This is a genomic window from Amphibacillus marinus, from assembly GCF_900110345.1.
GTDB classification, from domain to species: Bacteria; Bacillota; Bacilli; order Bacillales; family Amphibacillaceae; genus Amphibacillus_D; species Amphibacillus_D marinus.
Genome location: NZ_FODJ01000010.1, coordinates 83,241 through 106,999 on the forward strand (window position 1 = coordinate 83,241; position 23,759 = coordinate 106,999).

The 23,759-nt window shown below is 38.6% G+C and carries 26 protein-coding genes and 1 tRNA gene; 6 read left to right on the top strand and 21 right to left on the bottom strand.

What is annotated here, in order from left to right; translation table 11 throughout:
• Positions 1 to 23: 23 nt before the first annotated feature.
• Entirely contained in the window at positions 24 to 890 is an 867-nt protein-coding gene (locus tag BM000_RS12920; protein ID WP_091499192.1) for a mechanosensitive ion channel family protein, read from the bottom strand.
• A 133-nt stretch (positions 891 to 1,023) separates the two neighbouring features.
• Here BM000_RS12920 and BM000_RS16815 point away from each other — a divergent pair, with 133 nt between their 5' ends.
• Together BM000_RS16815 and pdaA are read left to right on the top strand one after the other, a co-directional pair.
• Positions 1,024 to 1,173 carry an SE1561 family protein gene (locus BM000_RS16815; RefSeq protein WP_177178302.1) on the top strand — a complete coding sequence of 50 codons (150 nt, stop codon included), beginning with the start codon at positions 1,024 to 1,026 and terminating at the stop codon, positions 1,171 to 1,173.
• A gap of 74 nt (positions 1,174 to 1,247) precedes the next feature.
• Complete coding sequence (pdaA, locus tag BM000_RS12925) at positions 1,248 to 2,030, top strand: delta-lactam-biosynthetic de-N-acetylase (protein ID WP_091499194.1); 783 nt, start codon at positions 1,248 to 1,250, stop codon at positions 2,028 to 2,030.
• Between the two features lie 66 nt (positions 2,031 to 2,096).
• Here pdaA and BM000_RS12930 read toward each other — a convergent pair whose 3' ends face one another.
• From BM000_RS12930 to BM000_RS12940, 3 genes are read right to left on the bottom strand one after another with little or no spacing between them, the layout of a single operon-like run.
• The gene (locus tag BM000_RS12930) at positions 2,097 to 4,187 is read right to left on the bottom strand and encodes an RNA degradosome polyphosphate kinase (protein WP_091499195.1); all 2,091 of its coding nucleotides are present in this window, start codon (positions 4,185 to 4,187) and stop codon (positions 2,097 to 2,099) included.
• 22 nt (positions 4,188 to 4,209) lie between these two features.
• Positions 4,210 to 5,754: a Ppx/GppA family phosphatase gene (locus BM000_RS12935; protein WP_091499197.1), complete on the bottom strand. Its 1,545-nt coding sequence runs from the start codon at positions 5,752 to 5,754 to the stop codon at positions 4,210 to 4,212.
• A 25-nt stretch (positions 5,755 to 5,779) separates the two neighbouring features.
• A complete protein-coding gene (locus BM000_RS12940; RefSeq protein WP_091499206.1) occupies positions 5,780 to 7,084 on the bottom strand; it encodes a hypothetical protein in 1,305 nt (434 codons plus the stop codon).
• Between the two features lie 178 nt (positions 7,085 to 7,262).
• Between BM000_RS12940 and BM000_RS12945 the strand changes: the two genes are divergently transcribed.
• Together BM000_RS12945 and BM000_RS12950 are read left to right on the top strand one after the other, a co-directional pair.
• The gene (locus BM000_RS12945; protein WP_091499209.1) at positions 7,263 to 9,377 is read left to right on the top strand and encodes an ATP-dependent Clp protease ATP-binding subunit; all 2,115 of its coding nucleotides are present in this window, start codon (positions 7,263 to 7,265) and stop codon (positions 9,375 to 9,377) included.
• Positions 9,378 to 9,673: 296 nt separating this feature from the next.
• Complete coding sequence (locus BM000_RS12950; protein WP_091499211.1) at positions 9,674 to 10,516, top strand: dimethylarginine dimethylaminohydrolase family protein; 843 nt, start codon at positions 9,674 to 9,676, stop codon at positions 10,514 to 10,516.
• A 45-nt stretch (positions 10,517 to 10,561) separates the two neighbouring features.
• On the opposite strand, the gene BM000_RS12955 is transcribed toward BM000_RS12950, so the two are convergent.
• The 7 genes from BM000_RS12955 to BM000_RS17155 form a co-directional block, all read right to left on the bottom strand.
• Positions 10,562 to 11,338, bottom strand: coding sequence for an ABC transporter permease (locus BM000_RS12955; protein ID WP_091499212.1), 777 nt, complete (start codon positions 11,336 to 11,338; stop codon positions 10,562 to 10,564).
• Positions 11,335 to 12,237 (bottom strand): ABC transporter ATP-binding protein, encoded by a 903-nt coding sequence (locus BM000_RS12960; protein WP_091499214.1) that lies wholly within the window; start codon positions 12,235 to 12,237, stop codon positions 11,335 to 11,337. The genes BM000_RS12955 and BM000_RS12960 overlap by 4 nt, the downstream gene beginning before the upstream one ends.
• Positions 12,238 to 12,438: a PLD nuclease N-terminal domain-containing protein gene (locus BM000_RS12965; protein ID WP_091499219.1), complete on the bottom strand. Its 201-nt coding sequence runs from the start codon at positions 12,436 to 12,438 to the stop codon at positions 12,238 to 12,240.
• A 5-nt stretch (positions 12,439 to 12,443) separates the two neighbouring features.
• A complete protein-coding gene (locus tag BM000_RS12970) occupies positions 12,444 to 13,085 on the bottom strand; it encodes an SdpI family protein (protein ID WP_091499221.1) in 642 nt (213 codons plus the stop codon).
• Entirely contained in the window at positions 13,082 to 13,354 is a 273-nt protein-coding gene (locus tag BM000_RS12975) for an autorepressor SdpR family transcription factor (protein WP_091499224.1), read from the bottom strand. The genes BM000_RS12970 and BM000_RS12975 overlap by 4 nt, the downstream gene beginning before the upstream one ends.
• Before the next feature lie 118 nt (positions 13,355 to 13,472).
• Positions 13,473 to 13,676, bottom strand: a complete 204-nt coding sequence (locus BM000_RS17150; protein ID WP_342708173.1) for a VOC family protein — start codon at positions 13,674 to 13,676, stop codon at positions 13,473 to 13,475.
• A gap of 30 nt (positions 13,677 to 13,706) precedes the next feature.
• Entirely contained in the window at positions 13,707 to 13,907 is a 201-nt protein-coding gene (locus tag BM000_RS17155) for a VOC family protein (protein ID WP_342708174.1), read from the bottom strand.
• Between the two features lie 129 nt (positions 13,908 to 14,036).
• Here BM000_RS17155 and BM000_RS12985 point away from each other — a divergent pair, with 129 nt between their 5' ends.
• Positions 14,037 to 15,584 (top strand): FAD-dependent oxidoreductase, encoded by a 1,548-nt coding sequence (locus BM000_RS12985; RefSeq protein WP_245751670.1) that lies wholly within the window; start codon positions 14,037 to 14,039, stop codon positions 15,582 to 15,584.
• Between the two features lie 27 nt (positions 15,585 to 15,611).
• Here the strand turns inward: BM000_RS12985 and BM000_RS12990 are convergent, their stop codons facing one another.
• Positions 15,612 to 17,177: a Vga family ABC-F type ribosomal protection protein gene (locus BM000_RS12990; RefSeq protein WP_091499228.1), complete on the bottom strand. Its 1,566-nt coding sequence runs from the start codon at positions 17,175 to 17,177 to the stop codon at positions 15,612 to 15,614.
• Between the two features lie 373 nt (positions 17,178 to 17,550).
• On the opposite strand from BM000_RS12990, the gene BM000_RS12995 reads away from it, so the two are divergent.
• Positions 17,551 to 17,626: transfer RNA gene (locus BM000_RS12995), tRNA-Ala, on the top strand.
• A gap of 278 nt (positions 17,627 to 17,904) precedes the next feature.
• Here the strand turns inward: BM000_RS12995 and BM000_RS13000 are convergent.
• The 9 genes from BM000_RS13000 to BM000_RS13035 all read right to left on the bottom strand — a co-directional run bounded on the left by BM000_RS13000 (position 17,905) and on the right by BM000_RS13035 (position 23,477).
• Positions 17,905 to 18,426 (bottom strand): ClbS/DfsB family four-helix bundle protein, encoded by a 522-nt coding sequence (locus BM000_RS13000; RefSeq protein WP_091499230.1) that lies wholly within the window; start codon positions 18,424 to 18,426, stop codon positions 17,905 to 17,907.
• Positions 18,427 to 18,466: 40 nt separating this feature from the next.
• Positions 18,467 to 19,066, bottom strand: a complete 600-nt coding sequence (locus tag BM000_RS13005) for a sugar O-acetyltransferase (protein ID WP_091499233.1) — start codon at positions 19,064 to 19,066, stop codon at positions 18,467 to 18,469.
• A gap of 229 nt (positions 19,067 to 19,295) precedes the next feature.
• Positions 19,296 to 19,712 carry a VOC family protein gene (locus BM000_RS13010; RefSeq protein ID WP_177178303.1) on the bottom strand — a complete coding sequence of 139 codons (417 nt, stop codon included), beginning with the start codon at positions 19,710 to 19,712 and terminating at the stop codon, positions 19,296 to 19,298.
• Between the two features lie 342 nt (positions 19,713 to 20,054).
• On the bottom strand, positions 20,055 to 20,303 hold the full coding sequence (locus BM000_RS17210) for an SDR family NAD(P)-dependent oxidoreductase (RefSeq protein ID WP_091499238.1): 249 nt from the start codon (positions 20,301 to 20,303) through the stop codon (positions 20,055 to 20,057).
• A gap of 25 nt (positions 20,304 to 20,328) precedes the next feature.
• A complete protein-coding gene (locus BM000_RS17110) occupies positions 20,329 to 20,463 on the bottom strand; it encodes a hypothetical protein (RefSeq protein ID WP_281245991.1) in 135 nt (44 codons plus the stop codon).
• Between the two features lie 119 nt (positions 20,464 to 20,582).
• On the bottom strand, positions 20,583 to 21,389 hold the full coding sequence (locus BM000_RS13020) for an alpha/beta fold hydrolase (RefSeq protein WP_091499241.1): 807 nt from the start codon (positions 21,387 to 21,389) through the stop codon (positions 20,583 to 20,585).
• Between the two features lie 35 nt (positions 21,390 to 21,424).
• Positions 21,425 to 21,766 carry a DUF1801 domain-containing protein gene (locus tag BM000_RS13025; RefSeq protein ID WP_091499243.1) on the bottom strand — a complete coding sequence of 114 codons (342 nt, stop codon included), beginning with the start codon at positions 21,764 to 21,766 and terminating at the stop codon, positions 21,425 to 21,427.
• A gap of 5 nt (positions 21,767 to 21,771) precedes the next feature.
• Complete coding sequence (locus BM000_RS13030; protein WP_091499246.1) at positions 21,772 to 23,046, bottom strand: RNA polymerase sigma factor; 1,275 nt, start codon at positions 23,044 to 23,046, stop codon at positions 21,772 to 21,774.
• Positions 23,043 to 23,477, bottom strand: a complete 435-nt coding sequence (locus tag BM000_RS13035; protein WP_091499249.1) for a YciI family protein — start codon at positions 23,475 to 23,477, stop codon at positions 23,043 to 23,045. The genes BM000_RS13030 and BM000_RS13035 overlap by 4 nt, the downstream gene beginning before the upstream one ends.
• Between the last annotated feature and the right edge of the window lie 282 nt (positions 23,478 to 23,759).

Sequence of the window (23,759 nt, forward strand, 5' to 3'; positions counted from 1 at the left end):
TTCGTGAATAGCTCCATTGTTTTTTAGTGCTTAGTCTGATGCTCACTTAACTGTATGGTTTGTTCAGGCATCTTAATGTTATTTCGGTACAGATGCTTGGCGATGATCCCTCTTGCCTCCCGATTCGTTGCAAAGAAGGTAAGATCTTCACATAATCCAGTAATAAAATAGCTATAACCTCTAAACTGCTCATTTAGTGAAGCCATCCCAATGTAACTAAACGGTTCGACTGGATCACCGGAGAGATCACGTTTTAGGTAGGTATCTAGCTTACTATTTAGCTCCTGACAGGCTTCTTGTAAAACGCGCTCTACGCGGCTGGGATCTTCATAAAAGCTAGTGGTTATCGTTTCAATAATGCGCATTTTATCTTTATTGTAATTTTCAACGGTTTGAACTTGTCCATTATTAATTGAAATAATTGAACCTGACCAATCTCGAATCTTTAACATACGAAATCCGATTTCTTCAACAGTACCGTTATGAGTACTATTAATTGACACAAAATCGCCTTTTTGCAGCTGCTTTTCATAAACAATAAATAGACCAGCTAATAAATCCTGAACCAAATTTTGGGCACCAAAACCAATAATGATCCCAAGGACACCTGCTCCGGCAAGCATGCTACCAACCTCAATGCCAAAGACAGATAAGCTGTATAAGATAAAGCCGATTGAACCTAAATACTTAATAATAGAAGTGACCAATGAGGTTATCGTTTCAGATTCCTTGCCATCGATTAGCGTCGCTTTTGCTAATAACGATTTAACAATTCTTTGTAGAATAAAAACCAAAGTAAGAATTAATAAACCACCAATGATAATTTTTGTAAAATTGTTTTCTAAAATGAGTGTAAGTATTTCAATTGTTCGCTCCCAGGATAAATCCATTTCTATCTCTCCTTACCTTATTAACGATGTTGCAATCCCTTTTAGTATAGCATGAACAAATAGCTGGTGGACAGAGTGAGCTGTTTCTCGTAAAATAGATGAGGCTAATGTTTAACAAAAGGAGATTATTAAAATGAATCAACGCACAACAATAGAGAGCCTAAAGCAGCAAATGCAATTGTTTCTTAATCAGCTCGACGCATTAGATCCAAGTCAAACATCAGTGGACGATGTCGATGCATTACTATTATTACTTGAACAGATGGAAGAAAAACTGCGCTAGGTTTTCAAAATATGAGATCATCTCTTGCATAGTTTTCTCCTTTTTTTTGCAAACTAAGCAAGAGGTGATGAGTTATGAAAAAAATAATTGGGATCATAGTGATGAGTTTAATGGTAAACGCATTAATTCCATCGGTAAGTTATGCTTATGGCTGGGGCTACAAAAAAGGAGCAAATAATGAGCCGCCAGAAGTAGGGAAGTATGGAGATATTTTGGCTCAATATGGTGGTTATTATATTGATGATTCGGAAGAAAAGGTTGTTTATTTTACTTTTGATAATGGCTACGAGGAAGGGTATACAGCGGGAATCCTAGATGTTTTAAAGGAAGAAAATGTCCCCGCAACTTTTTTTGTAACCGGTCATTATGTGCGGAGCGTGCCGGATTTAATTAAACGAATGGTTAATGAGGGACACATAATTGGTAATCACTCTGATCAGCATCCGGATTTCACTAATTTGACCAAAGAAGGATTTAAAGAAGAATTAGAAAATCTTGATCGTGCTGTTGAGTCTTTGACAGGGATTAAGAAGCTTCAATATGTCAGGCCACCACGAGGGGTCTTTAATGAGGAAACGATAAAATGGGCCAATGAGCTAGGTTATATTCATATGTTCTGGTCACTGGCATTTGTCGATTGGCATAGTGATCAGAACAAGGGCTGGGAATCAGCCTATCAGCAGGTGATGGATCAGGTGCACCCTGGTGCCGTTATTCTATTGCATACCGTATCTGAAGATAATGCTAAGGCTATTGTGCACTTAATTAAAGGCTTGCGCGAACAGGGTTACACCTTTAAATCTATAGACGATCTCGTGCTAAAGAATCTTGTGCCTAAACCTGTTTTGGGTTTTTAACAGGTATTCTACAATATGACAACAAAACCGGGTTTAAGATAAACCCGGTTTTGTTGTCTGTTAAACTTACTCTTCATCATCCATAACCTGATAAGCCAGCTCAAATAATTCGATTTGGCTATTAAACAATGGTGTGTCCTGTGACTTTTCGACATATTGATAGAAGCCATCACTATTTAACTGCCGAGCCTTTCTGTTATCAGCTAAAAAAAACTGCAAAATTGTTTTAATGCGCTTTTTATGAGCTTGGTCTGGAATTGGAAAGAATAGCTCAATTCGCTTACTCATATTGCGGGTCATCAAGTCAGCCGACGACAAGTAAAACTTTTCGTGCCCTGCATGGTGAAAATAGTAAATCCTGCTATGTTCGAGAAAGCGGCCAACAATACTAATGACCTTAATCTGTTCACTGATCCCGGCAATTCCCGGTTTTAAACAACATATCCCTCTAATAATTAAGTCGATTTTGACGCCCATTTGTGATGCTTGATAAAGCTTTAGAATAAGTGCTTTGTCAGTCAAGGCATTCATCTTCATAATAATATGACCAGTACCAGAGGTCTTATGACAGGCGATTTCTTGATTAATCAAGGAGACAAGGTCATCTCTTACTGAGAAAGGGGCCATTGACAAGGTATGATAATTTGGTTTCTTTGTATAGCCACTTACATAATTAAAAAAATGGGTAGCATCAATCGCAAATGCCCGTTTAGCGGTAAAAAAGGAAAAATCGGTGTAAAATCTTGATGTATGATCATTATAGTTGCCTGTCCCAATGTGAACGTAACGCTCAATTTTATTGGCGCCTTTCTTTACAATTAAGGTAATTTTACTATGAGTTTTTAAGCCTGTCATGCCATAAATGACGTGACAGCCAGCTTTTTCGAGTTCCTTAGCCCATTGAACATTGTTGGCTTCATCAAAGCGTGCCTTAAGTTCAACTAGAACAGTGACTTGTTTTCCGTTCTCAGCCGCTGCTTTTAAGCTTGCTACAATTGGTGAATCACCACTTACGCGATAAAGGGTTTGTTTGATCGCTAATACACTTGGGTCCTGTGCAGCGGCCCCAATAAAATCAACGACTACCTCAAATGACTCATAGGGATGATGTAAAAGAATATCTCTACTCAGAATTTGTTCAAAAATACTTGTTATTGGGTTAAGCTCGCGTGCAGGTTGTGGAATAAGTTTCTGATAAACTAATGTGTCAAAGCTATCGCTCAAATGTTCATAAAAATCAGATAGAAAAGTATAGTCAAGTGGGCCATTTTGAAAATAAATATCATCAGTATTTATTTCTAAAACATGCTGCAAAAAATGCATCAGTTTAAGATCATGATTATCTCCAATTACTTCAAGTCTTACGGCTGCTCCCCAGCGCCTTTTTTTTAACTCCTTCTCAATTTCTTTTAATAAATCACGTGCGCCTTCCTCATGGATATTCAGATCGGCATTCCGAGTTATCCGAAATAGGGTTGTCGATTGAACGTGATAGCCTTTAAATAATGAATCGATAAAATGAACAATTACATCTTCTAGCAGAATATAGTGATGGCGATCTTTAAGTTGGATAAAGCGATTTAATAGAACAGGAACTTGAACAATCGCTGTTACGAGCTTGATCGGATGATTTAACTTTGATAGCTTAACTGCAATATTTAGTGAGCGATTTGCTAACAATGGGAAAGGGCGATAGGCATCAATAGCCAAAGGTGTTAGGGCAGGAAATACCATTTCATCAAAGTAATCCCTTAACCATTTATGGTCAGCTTTAGCTAAATCTTTAAATGTTAGTATGTTTATTTGGTGCTCCTGTAGCTCTTTTAGTAGGTCTTGATAATAGCTTTGCTGGTCATTAGCAAGTTTGTGAATGTGCTGGTTAATTGCTTTCAATTGTTGTAATGGCGTTAATCCTGATTTGTTATCCTTGCGGTTAAAGCCAACACGTACTTGATCTTTGAGTGCGGCAACACGGACCATAAAGAACTCATCTAGATTTGAAGAAAATATTGCGATAAAGCGTAAGCGTTCAAGCAGAGGATTGGCAAAGTCAACTGCTTCTTCAAGCACACGTTTATTGAAGTGAAGCCAGCTAATTTCCCGATTATTGAAATAAGCAGGGTTGTCCAAATTAGTTTCACCGTTCAATTTGTACAAAGCGAACTCTCCTTTAGCTAAATTAGGTTGTCTGTTGTTTAACAAACCTCATATTGATTTTGCGCCCTAATGCTTGTTCAATGTGTTTTTTTTGCTTTTCGCTTTGATAAGCTTCGGAACTTGCATTTTCAGAGCAATAAAGTGTTAATTTTATTGTTCTTCGACTAATTTTTAAATCAAAATCTTTAATGATTTGTCGCTTAGTTGCATCTAAGCAATAGGTGAATTTAAGTAATGCTCCTAACAATTGAAGCTTCTCTCGTTCTTTTTTGGTCAACCAGTTTTTATATGGCTTAGTAAACTGTTTGTAGACAGTCTTATTCTTAAAGGAGGATACTAATGCCAGCTTAAGCTTATCAATATGCATAAGCCCATCAATTGAACGATTTGCAAGAATATAGAACGTGTGTTGTGCGCTAGACTCTGTATCAATATAATCGCCAAGGTTGTAGACGTTAGCTGCTTGTTTAAGTAACTGCCAATCCTTTTTATTAAGCATCTTAACTTTTTTGCTAACTAGCTTATTAAACAGTTTTCGAGTTAATGACTGGACATGGTGAATTTGTTTCATATTAAGGTCAAAATCGTTGATAAGCTCTTGAATACTATCCGTCAAAACATTTGGAAACAAATGATTAGGCTGATTAGCTAATAACAATTGATAATTCACACCTTCTCTCAGACCCTTTTGACTTAAAATGAAGCCATCAGCCTTTGCAAAACGATATAATGAGAGAAATGTTTCGATTGCTGGGATAATAATATCAGCTCGGTCTCTAGATAATCCTTCTACCTTTTGAAGTTTTTTGGCTGGCAGCGATTGCAGGTGATCATTAATCCGAACAATATCAGCTTCAGTCATTTGATATTGATGTAAACTAGCCATTGGATAGGCTTTATCTTCTTGATCAATCTGGGCGAGGTTTCGAGCACTACCGCCAATAGCAATTAAGGGCACATGACGATCCTTTAACCAGCTTAAGGTCTGGAATTGCTTATTAACAAATTGCTTGATAACTCTAAAGTTCTCCTCGTTAGAACGATCATCGTTTAATAAGTTGCTTAACGTAAGTGTCCCAAATGGAAAGCTATGCTGATTAATCAATTTTCGATCTTTAAAGTATGTCACCTCAGTGCTCCCCCCACCCATATCAATGGTTAAACCTTCCCGAATTGAGGTGGAGTTAACAACAGCTAAATAACCATAGTAAGCTTCTTCGTCCTCAGACAGAATCCTCATTGTCCAATTAAACTCATCTTTGACTCGCTTAACGAGCTGCTTGTTATTAGCAGCTTGTCTAATCGTTGCGGTAGCAACACAAGCAAAATGAGTAAGTGGGTAAATCTTCAGCACAGATTTGAAATCAGTTAGTGTGTTAATTAAAATGGTTTGCCCTTGCTCTGTTAAGTGGTTATCAGTGTCTAAATGGTTTCTCAGCCTAGCAACAGCTTTTACGTTTTCAACCTTTCGAAATCGCCCAGTTTGTTCTTGAAGATAAATAACAAGTCTCATTGTATTTGAGCCAATATCTATGATGGCATGATAATCCTTATTGACCTTAGACATATGCTGTGATCGCTCCATTCTTGGCTTATCTGAATAAGCTTCTAAACCTGGCTAAATGAATAAGTTGATTTTGATAGACGTCTGCTTCTTGCTCCTGATTAGTAGAGCGTAGTAATTCAATTAATTGCTTATAGCACGATAAATCATCAGTATCTATTGCTAATGACCACTTTAAGCATTCAATTGCATGGAGAGGATTATTAAATTCAATATAAAGGTTAGCAAGTTCTTTTTGATGGAGCTCGTCCTGTTCAAACCTCTCCATTGTGGCTAGCTGTTCTTTTAGCGAAATATTAAAAGGTAAATCCTGAAGCCATTGCTTTACTAAAGGGATTGATTCAGTCTGTAATGCTACATTTACTATAGGTTTTATCAATTGTTCCTTCTCATGCATTGAAAAATTTTGAATTAAGTTTATAAAGTAGTTTGGTTTGTTTTTAAGAAGACTAATTTTTCTTTGAACTGTTAGCGCATCAAGTTGCTGTTTGAATAGGTCAAAGTTAATTAAATGTGAAAATGGTGACTGTTTTTTTAACGTATTAAAAAACTGTTTAGCTGTTGCTTGTGAAAGCAAGACTTCTGTGAAGGGGGGTTCTTGAATTAAGCTTTCATTTTGACGTAGCATATGTTCAAGGGTAGTAAAGATGACACGGCTTGGATAATTTTGCAGTAGTAGCCAAAGCTGGTGCCATTCGTCAGTATTCCAACTTGAGCTTAATTGACTTGTTAAGCGAGCAGAATCATTTTCTTTCATAGTCAAGGCAAAGACAATTGGGTCTGTAACGCTATCAGTACTTTGCTCGGTGTGGTAGTTCTGGAATTCAACTGCAGCAATCATATCTTGATAAAAGGTAAGGTTAGGCTGATAGCGATTTAAATGAACTAAGCTTTGATATGCTTTTTGAAGCTGACCTTCTCGTTTGAATGAGCGAAAGCAGTTCTGATAAAGTTCAATAATTGTTTTTGGTGCAATATACTGATCAAAGTAAGAGAGGATGGTCACTTGTTCCATATCAGGCTGAAGCCGATGTGTTTTTTTTTTAACTTGACGTGCGCTGGTCCAGGCAAAAGGTGATTGTTTAAGTAAATCGTAGACGATTGGATGGGCCCGATGGATGGTCATACCCTGCTCAATGGCACGAAAAAGAAAGCTCTCAGGCTTAAGGTGGTCAGTTTTGATGGCATTAATATAACGATCACGATGAAAAATTAAATAGTATTGTGCCCCAGTATTGCCTTTGGCACAAATGATTTTGCACTGATAGAAAAGAATTAACTTTGAAATTACAAGTGTTGCCTGCTTTTTTTGAGTATAAAGCGTACACTTCATCTTGTCAGCCTCCTTCTCATAGTTATTCTTATCATACCATATTCAAGCAAGTGCATTTAATCCAGTCCTAATTTTTTTTTAAAACAAAGCAAAATACTTGAAAGTCAAAAAAGGTCAAAGTATACTATAGTCAAGAAAGGTCAAACTAGCATTACAGAATTAAAGGAGGAACGTAATAATGAATTGTCAAAAATGTCAAGATCGTCCCGCAACTGTTAACGTCACACTTCGAATTAATCAACATACAGAACATCTACACGTTTGTGAAACGTGCTTCACTGAGCTAAGACAGCAATCTATGAACCCTTCAGGCCTTTTTGGCAGCCAGTCAGCTGACCCGTTTAATGGTTTTACTGCGGATATGGACCAACAGCAAGCGAAACAGCAAAAAGGTAACACTGGTCGAGGGGGCTTGCTTGATCAGCTCGGGCGTAATTTAACCGACGTAGCTAAAGCTGGTTTAATTGACCCGGTTATCGGTCGTGATCATGAAGTAAAGCGTGTCATTGAAACGTTAAATCGCCGCAACAAAAACAATCCAGTATTAATTGGTGAGCCCGGTGTAGGGAAAACAGCGATTGCAGAAGGGCTTGCGCTCAGAATTGTTGAAGGGAAGGTGCCGCATAAGCTTGCCAAAAAAGAAGTTTATATGCTTGATGTCGCCTCTCTCGTTGCCAATACCGGTATTCGCGGTCAATTTGAAGAGCGGATGAAGCAATTGGTAAAAGAACTGCAAACAAGAAAAAATGTTATTTTATTCGTTGATGAGATTCATTTACTTGTTGGTGCTGGCACTGCGGAAGGTTCACAAATGGATGCAGGTAATATTCTTAAGCCCGCACTAGCAAGAGGAGAGATGCAGCTCGTTGGTGCAACGACTTTGAAGGAGTACCGTCAAATAGAAAAGGATGCTGCGTTAGAGCGACGTTTCCAACCGATTATTGTGAATGAGCCGTCAAGTGGAGAAGCGATCCAGATATTACAGGGGATTAAGGATCGTTATCAGACCTATCACCATGTGACATATTCTGATGAAGTTATTGAACAAGCTGTGCTATTATCAAAGCGCTATATCCAGGACCGCTTCTTACCTGATAAAGCAATAGATTTAATTGACGAAGCAGGTGCGCGCTTAAATTTAGAGCATGCCGAAGCGGATACTACTGCAATTCAAGAGAAGCTTGCAGATATTGCTAAAGAAAAAGAGGCAGCTGCTGAGCAAGAGGATTATGAGCAGGCAGCTAACTTACGTCATCAGGAGCTAAAGCTCGAAAAACAATTGGCTGAAGCAGAGCAGACACCGTCAACAGAGGTGACGGTTGAGGATATTCAAACAATTATTGAAGAGAAAACAGGTGTACCTGTTAAGAAAATGCAAGCAGCTGAGCAAACGAAAATGAAGCATTTAGCTGAGCAGCTTGCTGGTAAAGTAATTGGCCAACAGCATGCCGTTGAAAAAGTAGCCAAGGCAATTCGTAGAAGTCGAGCTGGTTTAAAATCAGCCCAGCGACCGATCGGATCATTTTTATTTGTTGGTCCAACAGGTGTAGGGAAAACGGAGCTGACGAAGGTGCTAGCAGAACAACTCTTTGGCTCGAAGGATGCATTAATTAGACTGGATATGAGTGAATATATGGAAAAACATTCTGTGTCTAAGATTATTGGCTCACCTCCTGGCTATATTGGTCATGAGGAAGCTGGGCAGTTAACGGAAAAAATTCGTCGTAAGCCGTATAGCTTAATCTTACTAGATGAAATTGAAAAAGCACACCCTGATGTTCAGCACATGTTCTTGCAAATTATGGAGGATGGTCATTTAACAGATAGTCATGGTCGCAAGGTTAGTTTTAAAGATACTGTTATTATTATGACAAGTAATGCAGGCTCACATATTAAGGTTAATCATGTTGGCTTTACCAGTGACCAAAATGAAGCAGTTAGCACATTAGAAAACTTAAAGGATTATTTTAAACCTGAATTTTTAAATCGGTTTGACTCGATTATCACCTTTAACGCTTTACAGTCTGAAGCGTTAATAGAGATTGTTAATCTCATGCTTGAGGAGCTTGAGGCGAAAATGGCTGACCAGAGCTATCAATTAAGCGTAACGGATCAGGCTAAGCAATTTCTAGCTGAGAAGGGCTATGATCCACACTTTGGGGCTCGTCCGCTTAGACGAGTTATTCAGGAAACTGTTGAAGACGGGATTACAGATCTGATTTTAGAGGAGTCAGATGTCCAGAAAATTAAAGTCGATTTTAATAATGGTCAAATTGTAGTCTCAAAAGGATAAGTTTAAATGAGCATGTAAGAGTGCAAGGGTTGTATCTTACATGCTTTTTTCGTTGCGTTAATTCGTAAGCGAAAAAGACCGGATTGGCTAACGGAAACGCGTAGCAAAGATTTTTTTTTGTATATTTATTCGAATTATTAGTTAATTTATGTTTTTATATGTAACTTTGAGCTTGATAAATGAATATCTATAAAAAATTCTGTTAATACGAGTATGAGACATAGGCGTATATCGATAATAAAAAGGGTAAAGATCTGCTATAATAAGCTACAAAGAAAAAAATGGGAGGTCAGCTTATGCTTGTAAGGAAAGAAGTCGTATGTTCTACAGAATATGATGCATTAAAGCAGGTTATTGTCTCATCCCCAGATTTTATGCGGATTGGTAAAGTAATTAATGAAACACAAAAGCAGTATCAAGCAGAAAATATTAATCAGGAGCTTGCACTGGCGCAACATAGTCAGTTTGTTTCCGTAATGCGGGCTCACGGTGTTACAGTAAATGTACTCCCGCCACAGCCAGCTTTAAATGAACAGGTCTTTACGAGAGATATTGGCTTTACCATTGACAGTCAAGTGTTTATCGCAAAGATGGCCGCTGAGATTAGAGCCACAGAAACGGATTATTTAAAGCAGTTTTTAGCTACTGAAGGCATATCCTTTCAGGAAATCGAAGCTGCTTCTATTGAAGGTGGCGATGTAATCATTGATGGTGATACCGTCTGGATCGGTATTAGCAAACGGACAACAATGAAAGCAATCAACGCTCTAGCTAATGATTTACCTAACCATAATATTATTCCCATTCAATTAAAGCCTGAAATTCTTCATCTTGATTGTACCTTTAATATTATCGCACCCAATATTGCGCTTATTTATAAAAACGGCTTAGACGAATCAGCATATCAAGCATTGCAAGAACAATACACATGTATTGCGGTTGACGAGCAAGAGCAATTTACTTTAGGAACAAATGTCTTAGCAATAGGAAATCGACGAATTGTAAGCTTACCCGAGAATAAGCGAGTTAATCGGGATCTAAGAGCGCAAGGCTTTAATGTGATTGAAGTGCCTTTTAATGAAATTATAAAATCAGGCGGCTCATTTCGTTGTTGCACACTGCCAATTAATCGTTCTTAATGTTAACCACAACAAAACGCGCATACAGCTATGCGCGTTTTGTTGTTAAAGCCATTCTTTTTTTGAAAAAGCAGCAAAGGAAGCGATGAGCAATAAACCACTTAATCCAACGATAATTCCTGCAGTTGCCCATAAATCTGTTGAGATTGTTCCTGAAGCAACCATCTGGGCAATATGGCTACTTAGGTTATTTGGAAACCATGGTAAACGATGAGCAAAGATCGTATTGAAAATGGTCATAGCGATTAATGTCCCAATAGCAGATCCAGCAACTGCCCCAGGTGCCTTGAACGTGGTATTGTAGAACACTGTTAAGGAAATAACGAACATAATCCATGTGCCATAGAAAAGGACAGACCAGGCCCAATCACTGATTGAGATGTGGCCGAAGAGTATATTAACATAGTAACAGCTCGTTAACAGAGCAAGAATGATGGAGCTGAGAAAAAGAATTAATTTTGCTAACCATTTTCCGGTTATGTAAGTTGTTACTTTAATCGGTTTAACTAGAATAAGCTCAGAGACACCTGATTTGCGTTCTCCTGCAATGGTATTCATTGTCAGTAAGACAACAATTAGAATGCCAAATGCACTAAGCTGTGTAAAGCTCATCATAAAAGCTTCAGAAGCAACAATCTCTGGAAATTCAAAGACGGTGCCTTCAGGTAGACCGCCAACAGCATCTAAAATGACAGGTGTGTAATATGTTGTGAGTGGGTCCATTATGGCAAGCAGAATAAAGACAGTAGGTACCCAAATAAGACTAAAGTTACGTAGATACTCAAGTAGTTCCTTCTTAACAACGGTAGCTAGCACCTTCACTGACCAATCACCTCCATAAACATTTCTTCTAACGTCATCTTAGCAAGTGAGAATTGATTAAGCTGCCAATTCTCTTCAATTGTTTTCGCTAGAATTGACTGACGTGCTAAGATCGGGTCGTTAATAAAGCAGGTAAGACCCGTTCGGCTAGGTGTGACCTCGCGGATTCCCGGAAGGGCTGATAGCACAGCCAGTTGATTTTCACTAAATGCTTTAAAGCTTAGTTCAATTTTTTGTGATTGATATTTTTCATGCAACTCAGTCAGTAAACCTTGTTCGAGCACACGCCCCTCATGCATGAGGATGAGCCCATCACTGATTTCCTCAGCATCACTAAGAATATGAGTGGAAAATAAGATAGTTGTCTTTTCTTTTAATGCTTCCATTAAATTGAGTACCTCACGTCTACCAATTGGGTCGAGTGATGAGACAGGTTCGTCGAGCATAATCAGCGAGGGCTGATGAATCATTGCCTGGGCAATGCCAAGACGTTGCTTCATGCCGCCTGAGTATTTGCTAATCCGACGATGCTTAGCTTTAGTAATACCGACAAGCTCTAACAAGCTATCTGCCCGTTTAATTGATTCTTGTTTTGAGAGCGCGGCAAGCTGACCAACGTAAACAAGAAATTCCTTCCCACTCATCCAACCATAAAAGCTCGGATATTGAGGGAGATAGCCAATTTTTTCTCGAATATCGTGTCCGGTAAAGCCTTCAAAGTCAATGGTTCCACTTGTTGGTTTAAGTAGGCCTGATAGCATCCTTAATGTTGTTGTCTTACCAGCGCCATTGGGGCCAAGTAAGGCGAAGCAATTCCCTGCTTCTAAGGTAAAGCTGACGTCTTTAACAGCCTGGGTTTGATTAAAGGTCTTAGATAACTGATCAATTTTTAACCGCATTTATTCTTGTCTCCTTCCAATAATAAAGAACGCGACTGGTCCGATCATACTGACAAATAAAATAATTAGCAACCAGAGCCATCTAGGTCCATTTGTCTTCTCAGTTTTAAACAAAGCGATGATTGCTGCAACCATTAAAATAAACTGTAGAATAATTAAGGGCATAAATAATTTAATCATTTCAAGTACTTCTACTGACATTGTTTTCACTCCTTTCCTTGATAAGTTCGGTAGAGATAATAAGAATAAATCGTAGGGACTAACGCAAGCAAAAAGATCGTTGTCAGGATAAGGGGCAACAAAATCTGGTCTGCAAAAAGTGGTAATAGAATAAAAATCATGCCAGTCATGATAAATAAACGGGAGCCAAGGCGATGTGTCTTTCGCCATACAGTTTGACTTGCCAGTGTCCAAGGTGTTCGAATGCCCATAAAATAATTTTGTTTAACAGACTGTGTATAATTTCCAATAATAATAAATAGTAGCCCAACTATAATGGGAACAATTATTTCAATATCTAAAGCAAGACCCATTCCTTTTAACACAATAAAGAGATTTACTATAAATAGTAGCAATAAGGTTGCCACTTTAATAACTTGATACGCCTTTAAATTTTGTTGCGTACTTGATTTTGTTGGATCAACCCGTGGAGCAAATTCAAGTGTGAGATACATAAAGAGATAAAGTCCAACTTGACTTAGCAGCCCAATTAATTTAGGAGCAGTCCAATTGACAGTCCCATCAATTCCCCATTGCATGGGCACTTGATCGGGTAGTTGAGGGTAAGCAACTACCCACATCATAATAATTAGTGTAAATAAAGTAAGAGGAAGTAGTTGTTTTTTCATTTTTTTTGTCCTCCTTTTTCAATAAAATGCATCGCCCAGCTGATTAGCTCTTGAAAAACAGTTGTGTTTAATGAGTAATAAACAAATTGCCCCTGTTTATTGTCAAAGACAAGCTCTGCTTGTTTTAATAGTTTTAAATGCTGAGAAATACTTGGTTTAGACATATTAAAATGCTCAGAAATCTCCCCAGCAGTTAAATCTTTTTCTTTTAATAAATTTAAAATCTCTCGCCTAGTTGGGTCAGATAATGCTTTGAAAGCATCCTTCATAATTTTCAATCCTTTAAGTATTTAGTTATTTAAGTATTTAACTAAATAATACAATGATAAGTTTTTTTTGTCAACAAAATAGAAAGACTGCGATCGCCACAGTCTTTTTGTGTATGTGTTATAAGCCCTTTTGTTCCCATAGTTTGATCCGATCCGCAAAGCTCACTTCCTTATGAACCTGATGCAGCATCCATTGATAGCCATAAGGATCGACGAACATTGCATTTGATACCCCATAATCAGGTAGCTCGGTGATAGCTTGAATTTCTTTGCAACCAGCTTCAAGTGCTCGTGTATAAATTGCCTTTAAATCTGGCACCATGACGTTAAACCAAATCGGTTGTGCTTGTCCTTACTGTGGCGTATACAGACCAATTTCGGCGTTCTCATCAAGCATATGAAAGTGGACATCATAAATGGTGAAAATCATCTCGTTTTGTCCTTTTTTTAAATGAGTCACTTCGACTCGTTCTAGGTCAAAAATACTTTCGTAAAGGTCAAGTGCAGCTAAGCTATCAGGAATAATGAAATCTATTTCAACACCAATTCGCATTGTTTAACTCCTTTACAGATTGATAATGCTAAGTTTAATCGCTTGTAGCCATAGAATCAAGGCAGTTGATGGTTAAAAAGCAAGAAAGTGTTTAAGCTATAACTATTAGAATTTGTAGGAGTGATAGATGTGGTGGATACACGATCATATTGGCTGGATAACCAAGCAATAGAATCATTTCATTCATTATCAGAGGATATACAAGTTGATATCTGTATTGTGGGTGGTGGTATTACCGGGATAACAACAGCATATGCTTTAGCACAGGCGGGGAAGAGGGTTGCTGTTTTAGAAGCAGATCGTCTCTTATCTGGTACGACAGGACATACAACAGCTAAAATAACGGCACAGCATGACCTAATTTATGATGAATTAATTCAGCATTTTGGTAGCAAACAGGCGAGAGCGTATTATCAAGCTAACCAGCTAGCAATTCAACTAATTGAAGAGCGGGTTAATAAGCATCAAATCGCTTGTCAATTTGAAAAACAAGATGCATATCTATATGCGATAACAGAGCAATATGGTACAAAGCTAGTTAACGAGGCAAACGCTTATCAGCGGCTAGGGATTAACGGTGGGCTAGTAAAAACGCTACCAATTAACTTAACTTTCACCAAGGCGCTTGTCATGAAAGAGCAGGCTCAGTTTAATCCAATAAGCTACTTAAACCAACTGGTTAAAGAAGCAAATGCTAATGGGACACTTTTCTACGAGCGGACAACAGCTGTCAATGTAGAGAAGACAGCAGAAAGCCTTATTGTTGAAACGTTGAATCAAGCCAAGGTTAGTGCAAAACATGTTATTGCTTGCTCGCACTTTCCTTTCTATGAAGGGGCGGGCTTGTATTCGACACGCCTTTATGCGGAGCGTTCTTATTTAATTGCTTGTAAAGTAAAGGAACCATATCCTGGTGGCATGTATCTTGGGGTAGATCAACCTGGCCGCTCAATCCGTTCGGTAAAGAATGGTGATGAGACGGTTGTCTTAATTGGCGGTGAGCAGCATAAGACAGGCCAAGGTGGGCCAACTTGTCAGCATTTTGCTAAGCTAGAAACCTTTGGCGAGACAGTGTTTGATTTAGCGGAGGTAACCCATAAATGGTCAGCACAGGATTTAACAACCCTCGATAAAATTCCTTATATCGGGCCTATCACAGCCGATCAGCCACAATTATTAATTGCAACAGGCTTTAGGAAATGGGGCATGACAACGGCAACCTTAGCGGCAGAATTGCTAAGGGATTATGTAATGGATCGCAGCAACCCATTTCACAAGCTATTCGCGCCAAGTCGATTCCAAGCAGATCCAAGTCTGAAACAGTTTTTAATTCAGAACGCTAATGTGGCAAAGCATCTGATTAAAGGTAAATTTGAGCATCCAACTACCGATATTGATGCACTTGCTAAAGGGGAAGGGGCAGTTGTGACCGTTGATGGGGAACGGAAGGGAGCTTATCGTGATCATGCGGATCAAGTCCACCTTGTTGATACGACCTGTACACATGTTGGCTGTGAGGTGAATTGGAATGAGGCAGAAGAAAGTTGGGACTGTCCATGCCATGGTTCGCGATTCTCATACACCGGTGAGGTAATTGAGGGACCAGCTGAGAAGCCACTTAAGCACGGTCATTACGACATGTTAGGTACGCTGACAGATGAAGATTCCGGCTATTAAAGAAGAGGTGCGCAGGGCACCTCTTCTTTAGTCTGTTTGGAGTGCTTGTTTTTGCTTCAGTAGCATTTGAAAGTCCTGCTCAAGTTCTTGATTTGGCTCAATACTAAGCCGACTTAATACTTCAGTAATACGCGTTTCAATCACCATTAAATCAAGCTCTTGATTATTTGCTGGCTTTGATTTCTGCCTGTATGCCTGATATGTCCCGGGAAATAATTCAACTTTTTGATCAGCAATGATGATGAGCCGATTTGCTAATTTCTCTACGAACCGTCGATCGTGTGAGACAAAGATTAATGTTCCAGGATAGTCAGCAAGGATGGTCTCCAGTGCTTCAACTGCCCCTAAGTCTAAAAAGTTGGTTGGTTCATCAAGGATGAGCACGTTAACATCACTAACAAATAGCTTTGCTAATGTGACCTTAACTCGTTCGCCACCACTAAGAACATTAACTGGTTTATAAACATCTTCACCATGAAAGTGCAAGCGAGCAAGGACAATGCGGATCATCGTTTCAGTTTGAATGGCTGATTCGGTCACGTTGGCTAAGATCGACTTACTCAAATCAAGTTCTTTCAGCTTTTGACTAAAATAGCCAATTTTCGCTGCTGGTGATAAATAAATGGCTTCGTCTTGATTGACTAGTTTTTCAATCAAGGTCGATTTACCGACACCATTATTGCCGATGAGTGCTACTTTATCACCACCATTTATTTGGAAGCTAGCCGCCTGCCATAACAACCGTTTGCCAATTTGTCCTGATAAATTCTCAATCCGGATAATTGTTCTGCCTAATGAACGATCTGCCTCAGGTAATTGCATTTTTATCGGTTCTTCTTGATACACTTTATCTACTTTTTCTAGTTGTGCTAACCTTGTTTCCATGGCTTTTTTTGTTTGCTCAAGTTTTTTTTGCTTTTTGGCAAAGTACGGCTTAACGCCAATAATTCGTGCCTCTGAGTCACTAACGTTTTTGGGTTTCTTGGTTGCGCGTTGTGCTTTGCGCTCTTTTAAGACAACTGCGCGTTCGAGTTCTCTTTTTTGTCGTAAGTAATTTTGATATGCTTCCTCTTGTTGGGCCTGCTCAAGCTGTTTTTGGTCACGATAGCTACTGTAATTTCCAGAATAGCGCTTAACTGTTTGCTGGTCTATTTCCCAAATTTCAGTGCAAATTAGATCAAGAAAATACCGATCATGGGCAACTAACACAATTGCACCAGAGCGTCTGGTTAAATGCTGTGCAAGCTTTTCAATATGCTGTTGATCAAGATTTGTTGTCGGTTCATCAGCAAGGAGGAGCTCACTTTTATGCGCTAATGCTTGATCAATATACCGCTGGGTTACTTCACCACCGCTTTCGGTCGTATGAGTGGTCTTTAACTGTGGAAGTAGATGAACAGATCCGAATCGTTTAATATGCCCTTGTTCAGGCTCGATATATCCCGCAATCAAGTTTAATAATGTTGATTTGCCTGCACCATTTTTGCCAACCAGTCCAATTTTAGCTTGCTTCGCAATAGTGAGACTGTCAATTGTAAACAATTGCTCACCTTGAATTTCTTTTACTACATTTAATAATTCAACCATAACCATTCGATCACCTCATGATAAGAGGGCATTAAAAAAGCCCCCAAAAATTCGAGTACACGAATAGGAGACAGTCGTAAACTGACAAAATCTACACAGAATTATGCCAGTAAAGTAATAAACTGAAAGTCGATGTCATCCTATCCGAAAGATTAAATAAAGACACGGCAAAAAAAGCAGATTAAAGCTGTTTAAAACCAGTCTTTATTTAATTAGTCTGAGAAATAGGATTATTTTTTCATCGACCTACAGTTCACCCTTTCCGATCTAAGTTAAGCCAAGTTTAACGAATAGGAGAGGCATTTGTCAAATTTATTTTTGCAGAATAGACTTGTGTCTTGAGTAGAACTTAGCTATAATAATTGAGGTATTACAAATTGGGGCCTTAGCTCAGCTGGGAGAGCGCTACGCTGGCAGCGTAGAGGTCAGGGGTTCGAGCCCCCTAGGCTCCACCATAATTTTTAAGCACAACCGCGTATACTCTAATGCATGAGTGTACGCGGTTTTATATTACTTTTTTAAAGAGATGCATTTAATTCAGATCCCCTTAATACGTATGCTACAGGGGGCTTGGCCGGAACGAAGTAATTAATTATTAGGTCGAGGTAGACTATAAGGTCTTCTTCAAGAGCTATAAACTCATCCCATTTATTAAAAACACCTTATAAATGGGATGAGTTTGCTGCTATAAAAATAGAAAAGAGTACTTATGTGCAAAAAAGGGCTATTAAGTTTAATTTTCTAAAGTATTTAGTTTTCTCCACTTTCTAATTTTTGTTCGAAACGTTTTAAAGGGGGCAACTGTATTGATATGAATCCATTTCCATATCGGCCAGTTTGAGGGAGTTGTGCTTGCCCATTGCCTTTTACCTGGCACAAATAAATCATCATCAGAATAGCATTCTACTAGCTTGACTATCCTATTGACATCCTGATGAAACAACTCAATTAACTCTTGAAGAGAGTAATTCGCGTACTGTTGGTAAAAATGTTCGTACAGCCCACCAAGGTTATTCCATTTATAATTTGGCGATGGTGTGACTACAACTTCTTCATTTTGGTTACCATGTTCCCAATCTAATAATAGGTTAATCCACCCTAGTTGATAAGCAATCATTTGAGAGGGGCTTCTATCAACGTCACTAATAAGAATATCTTTGTTTTTATTGTCTATAGTATTAAATTCGTCAATAAAGAGATCTGCGCGTTTAACTATTTCGTCAATTAGAGCTTGCCTATTTTCATATGCCTGCATTTTTTTAAAACCCCATTTCAGTCAAGCTAGTCTTAAGAAATTAATTATACGTGGGCTTTTTCCACTTTGTTTCACTTTCTTTAATCTGTCGAATAACACGACATGGATTACCGGCTGCAATAACATTAGCTGGCACGTCCTTGGTAACAACACTGCCCATTCCAATAATACTGTTTTCCCCAATCGTAACTCCCTGACCAACTTGAACATCGCCACCAATCCAAACCTTATCCCCAATTTTAATTGGTTTGGAGTAAACGCCATTATTCGCACGTTCAATCGGATCTTCGGCGTGGTTAGCTGCATATAAGCCAACACGAGGGCCAATATAGACATCGTTTCCAATTGTAACTTCATTACAGTCTAGAATAATCATATCGTGATTGATATAAATATTCTTACCTAAATAGATATTAAAACCAAACTCACATCGAAAATTAGATTCCAAATAGACGTTTTCACCAATTTCAGCAAAAAGGCCCTTTAACAGTTTCATATCATAATCGCTTGAGTCATTCACCTTTTTATTGTAAGTACGACAAGTGGCGATTGCCTCGTTTCGTGCTTTAGCAATATGTGGGTTGGCATCATCATACATCTTTCCTGAATTGACTAATGTCTTCATTTCTTCCATATTCATATCGTTCACCTCTTGAATTTTGTTTGCGGTTTCATTATAAAGAATTAGATTTAAAAAAACAATGAATAGGTTTGCTTAATTGGAAGTTATTCTAAATGTTGAAGAAAAGCATTGTTATAATGGGGAGATTTTAATCAAGGATGAGATCATTTTATAATATGTATAGAAATAAACGGAGGGTAAGTAAGGTTATGAAGCAACGAAGCAAGATAACCTTACTTGGCAGTGGTTAATTGGTATGTGTTGAGACCTGCCAGGTGACACCAAATTTATCTCTGACCTGACCATAACATGGACTCCAAAAGGTCGGCTCTAAAGGCATGATGATTTGTCCTTCGTTAGCAAGACTGTTAAAGAGAGCTGCTGTTGTTTCCATCGTCGTTGATTCAATAAAGATGGTGACTTGATTACCAACTACATAAGATTGGTCAGGGAAGGTATCGCAAAGCATAAAATTTGTGCCACCTACGCTTAATTCAGCATGTAGAATGCGCTTTTTATCTGCTTCGGCTATTTTCATGCTAGCTGTTAGTTTCTCAAAAGTACTTACTTCAATAACTTCTGCACCGAGTATTTCCTGATAAAACTGAATTGCTTCTGCTCCGTTACCATTCATGACTAAATAAATGTGCAAGTTTTTTATCATTATTATTGCCTCCTTTTTTATTAGCATAGCATAGGCAACTGCGCAATTGTTCTTGTAGATTGCGCAGTTTCTATCTAAATCCCTACTGGGCTAGGGGAGTTAAGACAAATGCAATTAATTATAATTTTAAGTTGAACATCCGATACAAAATGCGATCGAACATTCGATCGGATAAGATCTTGCGCAAAGATAAAACAGGTCTAGCATTACCAGTAATATACCTTTTTTTGGCTTTTTTGAACGAATGGCCTTTGCAAATAGCTGTGCAATGTGATTAGGGTGATAAACGCGATTAGAAGCTTATAACCGTTTGAGTATACTTATAAATGCTGTAGTTAACTGTTATATGTCGTATTTCCTGATCTCTCTTGGACACGCTCGAAAAAGATGTAAAACGATGTCGGCCCATTCGCTATTAGTAGCACCTATTTCAATAATAATAACGTCAATACCAAATGGCTTAGTTTTAATTTTAAGTGAGTCAGAGAATTCCTCCAAAGCATGTTTTGGTGCGTGATACCACGCGCCAAATAAAGTATAAACCTTACCATCGGTAGAGGATGTGTTAATGGTTTTTGTCTTCGCATATATGGAAGAACCAGTTGTGTTAAACGACTTAGTTTGAAAAGTTTACCTCGAATGGGTGTCTTGCTTCAGTTAATCGTGCATCCTCAACTGCACCATAAAACCTATAGCCTGCATTACTAAATAAAACATTAATTCTTCCCTGCTCCTGAATAATTCTCTCCATACCCTTTCTTATTAGTAGAGTACTTGTAAAGAACACTATAAAAATGACACAAATTAATAGGCATAAAGCTAATTAATTCGTGTCAATAAATGTTTCTACTGTCTATAAACTAAGAACTTTTAGTTTGTAAAAAATGCTATGAGTTCGGTAGCAATTAACTGTTCGTTCAATTTCTTTGTGTGACCTAGACCTTTTTTGCTGGTTAAGGTTGCAGGAGCTAGCACATCAGTCAAAGCCTTAGCACCCCGACGTAAAGAAGCTGGGCTCTCCGTTCCAACTAAGACAAGCGTTGGCATGCAAACGTTTTTCCATGGTTCTTGTGATAGCGGCTTACCTTCCATATAACCATCTAAAAGGGTTGCATCATAAGGAAGCGTATGTGCAACATTAATTAAATCCTGCCAAACCCTTGGCATAAAGCGCATCATTGTTACGATAAATCCTGGTGCGCCCATGCCTTTGGTCATAAAATATTTAATTGCATCAGCACGTTTATCCTCAGCAATTAATTGGATGACATGCTTAGTAAAGTCGGTTGGTGCAGTTTGATCACTAGGTGTAACAACAAAAGGTGGCTCATGTAGTACTAATTTATTAATATTGGAGCCCTGCTCAGCAGCTTCTAGTGCTAAAACGGCTCCAGATGACAAGCCCCATACAAAAACGGGATTGTCACTGGTGGCAATTACGGCATTGAGATCTTCAATCTCTTTAGTAATGGAATAGGGTGGCTGATCATCACTATCCCCTCGACCACGGCGATCATAATTGTAGACGGTAAAATGATCGGCAAGTATGTCTGCTAATTTGACAAGTCCATTAAATTTCCGATGGCTAAAGGCACCACCAATTAAGATTAGGGAAGGTCCTTGTCCCGATTTTTCATAAGCTATTTTTGTTCCATCTTTTGAAGTTGTAAAAGGCATAATTATCCTCCATTATTGTGTGAATTTCAGCCAGTTTATAGGGTTTCAACTGTTTGTGATAGTATTTGCTTTAAGAATTCACTATCAACCTGCTCGACCTTTTGAAATTTAATCGTTTTTCTTTCTGGTGGTCCAGTAAACTCTTTCGCAGTAAGCTCAATTTCTGCTGTGTTAAATATAGTGAAACTGACGGCCGCCTTAGCTACCGAAATAACAGCAGCATATTTCTTATCCTTTAGAAAATGTGGCTTCTTGTACTGGATTCGCTCGGTTACATCTGGAATAACATCGTGAACGAGCTGCCGTAAGGTATGACAAAGTTCTTGTTGCCAGGGTTGCTCCACCTGTTCGATAAATGTAGTAATCTCATTGCTCATCTTAACTAACTCCTCTCAAAATTTGCTTCGTTTATTTTGCATTCATGACTTCTTTTTAATAGTAAAGCACGTTCCTGTTCATTATCGGTTAGCATGGCAGCTTGGTTAAATTTGTCTGCTGCTTCTTCATGCCGTCCGACCTTTAATAATAAATCAGCATGAACACTAGGCAATAGATAATAGTTTTTAAGTGAAGGCTCTTGATTTAGAGCATCTACTACTACTAATCCCGCCTCAGGACCAAAAGCCATTGAAAGGGCAACAGCTCGATTCAACTCAATGACTGGGGAAGGTTCCACTTGGATAAGTGCTGCGTATAAGGCTGAAATCTTTATCCAGTCTGTTTCTTCAACAATGCGTGCTTTAGCATGGCAAGCAGCAATTAAGGCTTGAATGAGGTAGGAACCATAGGGTTGCTTTAATTGCTCGGCACGATTAATAGCTGTTAAGCCTCTTCTGATGTGCAAGTAGTCCCATCGAGCACGATTCTGATCTTTTAATAGAATTGCTTCACCAGCGGTATTAATTCTAGCTTTGAGTCTTGAAGTCTGAATTTCCATTAAACCGACAAGTCCATGTATTTCTGAGCGATCTGGTATTAACTCTGCTAATATTCGTCCCAGCCTTAGTGCCTCATGACACAAAACTGGTCGGGTCAAAGTGATCCCAGCAGAGGCACTATAGCCTTCATTAAACATAAGATAAATGACCTCTAGCACAGAAGCTAGCCGATCAATTAATGTCTCTTTGTCTGGGAGCTCAAACGGGACTTGATCAGTAGCGAGTTTGCGCTTTGCTCGGACAATACGTTGTGCCACGGTCGATTGGGATGTTAGAAATGCCCTTGCGATTTCCTCTGTTGAGAGACCAGCAAGTAATCGTAACGTTAGTGCAACGCGTGCTTCTTTAGTAAGGACAGGGTGGCATGTCATAAATAGGAGTCGAAGTAAATCATCTTGTATTGGCTCATCTATTTCGTCCCAAATTAATAGGCTTTGTTGATTAAGCTCCCAACCAAGTTGTTCATATTTATTTTTGCGCTGCTTTTCACGGCGCAAATAGTCAATTGCACGATTCTTGGCCGTTTTGGTTAACCAAGCAGCTGGATTACTAGGAACTCCTGTCTCTGGCCAGCTTTTTAATGCTGCTGTCAAAGCATCTTGGGCAAAATCTTCTGCTAAATCAATAGTTCTTACTAGTCGTGTTAATGTGGCAATAATTTTTGCTGATTCAATTGCCCAGATGCCTTCAAGAATCTGACGGACATTTGGTTCTGTCATGCCTTAGGTTTACTCGCTATCGTTTCACGAAGTTGTTTTTCTTTAGCTAATGCTGTTTCATCATCTGTTAATTCACTTGCTTCAAAAACTTGGCGCAGTTCAATCTGACCTTGCCCATAGCCATGTGGATCAGGCATTCTCATCGCCCATTCGATCGCTTCTTCTTTTGATTTGACCTCAATTAATGTGAAGCCAGCAATTAATTCTTTTGCTTCTGTAAATGGACCATCAGTAACAATCGGCTTCTTATTCGGTTCTGGGTATGAGATCTGGATCGCATTTGAAGTGGGATGAAGGCCTTCTGCTGCGAGAAGCACCCCTGCTCGGACAAGTTCCTCATTATACCGCGCCATCGCATCAATTAACTCTTGACTGGGCATTTTACCTTCCTCTGAATCCTTTGTTGCTTTGACAACCATCATAAATTTCATTGGACACTTCCTCCTTTTATATTGTTCTACATACATGCAACGAATGAAAATAGCTAAAATCGACAAACTTAAAAAAATCTTTTAAAAAATTGATGGTATTCTTTAACTTGATTATACACGATTATGCTAACTTTCTATTCTTTTTAGTAGTTAATTTGTCCGCTAAAACCTATCTTGCAGAAAGAAGCTAATTAGCTAACCATATTTTGTTAGAGTGAAATTTATTAAGTAACTATAATATTTAATATCTAGTGGTAATTTTTACCAAGGGGCAGAGGTGTA

Coding starts and splice junctions, on each gene's coding strand:
- BM000_RS12920 (WP_091499192.1), bottom strand. CDS start 890: ATGGATTTATCCTGGGAGCGAACAATTGAAATACTTACACTCATTTTA.
- BM000_RS16815 (WP_177178302.1), top strand. CDS start 1,024: ATGAATCAACGCACAACAATAGAGAGCCTAAAGCAGCAAATGCAATTG.
- pdaA (WP_091499194.1), top strand. CDS start 1,248: ATGAAAAAAATAATTGGGATCATAGTGATGAGTTTAATGGTAAACGCA.
- BM000_RS12935 (WP_091499197.1), bottom strand. CDS start 5,754: ATGTCTAAGGTCAATAAGGATTATCATGCCATCATAGATATTGGCTCA.
- BM000_RS12940 (WP_091499206.1), bottom strand. CDS start 7,084: ATGAAGTGTACGCTTTATACTCAAAAAAAGCAGGCAACACTTGTAATT.
- BM000_RS12945 (WP_091499209.1), top strand. CDS start 7,263: ATGAATTGTCAAAAATGTCAAGATCGTCCCGCAACTGTTAACGTCACA.
- BM000_RS12950 (WP_091499211.1), top strand. CDS start 9,674: ATGCTTGTAAGGAAAGAAGTCGTATGTTCTACAGAATATGATGCATTA.
- BM000_RS12960 (WP_091499214.1), bottom strand. CDS start 12,237: ATGCGGTTAAAAATTGATCAGTTATCTAAGACCTTTAATCAAACCCAG.
- BM000_RS12965 (WP_091499219.1), bottom strand. CDS start 12,438: ATGTCAGTAGAAGTACTTGAAATGATTAAATTATTTATGCCCTTAATT.
- BM000_RS12970 (WP_091499221.1), bottom strand. CDS start 13,085: ATGAAAAAACAACTACTTCCTCTTACTTTATTTACACTAATTATTATG.
- BM000_RS12975 (WP_091499224.1), bottom strand. CDS start 13,354: ATGAAGGATGCTTTCAAAGCATTATCTGACCCAACTAGGCGAGAGATT.
- BM000_RS17150 (WP_342708173.1), bottom strand. CDS start 13,676: ATGGTGCCAGATTTAAAGGCAATTTATACACGAGCACTTGAAGCTGGT.
- BM000_RS17155 (WP_342708174.1), bottom strand. CDS start 13,907: ATGCGAATTGGTGTTGAAATAGATTTCATTATTCCTGATAGCTTAGCT.
- BM000_RS12990 (WP_091499228.1), bottom strand. CDS start 17,177: ATGGTTATGGTTGAATTATTAAATGTAGTAAAAGAAATTCAAGGTGAG.
- BM000_RS13000 (WP_091499230.1), bottom strand. CDS start 18,426: ATGCAGGCATATGAAAATAGGCAAGCTCTAATTGACGAAATAGTTAAA.
- BM000_RS13005 (WP_091499233.1), bottom strand. CDS start 19,066: ATGAATATGGAAGAAATGAAGACATTAGTCAATTCAGGAAAGATGTAT.
- BM000_RS13010 (WP_177178303.1), bottom strand. CDS start 19,712: ATGATAAAAAACTTGCACATTTATTTAGTCATGAATGGTAACGGAGCA.
- BM000_RS17110 (WP_281245991.1), bottom strand. CDS start 20,463: ATGGAGAGAATTATTCAGGAGCAGGGAAGAATTAATGTTTTATTTAGT.
- BM000_RS13020 (WP_091499241.1), bottom strand. CDS start 21,389: ATGCCTTTTACAACTTCAAAAGATGGAACAAAAATAGCTTATGAAAAA.
- BM000_RS13025 (WP_091499243.1), bottom strand. CDS start 21,766: ATGAGCAATGAGATTACTACATTTATCGAACAGGTGGAGCAACCCTGG.
- BM000_RS13030 (WP_091499246.1), bottom strand. CDS start 23,046: ATGACAGAACCAAATGTCCGTCAGATTCTTGAAGGCATCTGGGCAATT.
- BM000_RS13035 (WP_091499249.1), bottom strand. CDS start 23,477: ATGAAATTTATGATGGTTGTCAAAGCAACAAAGGATTCAGAGGAAGGT.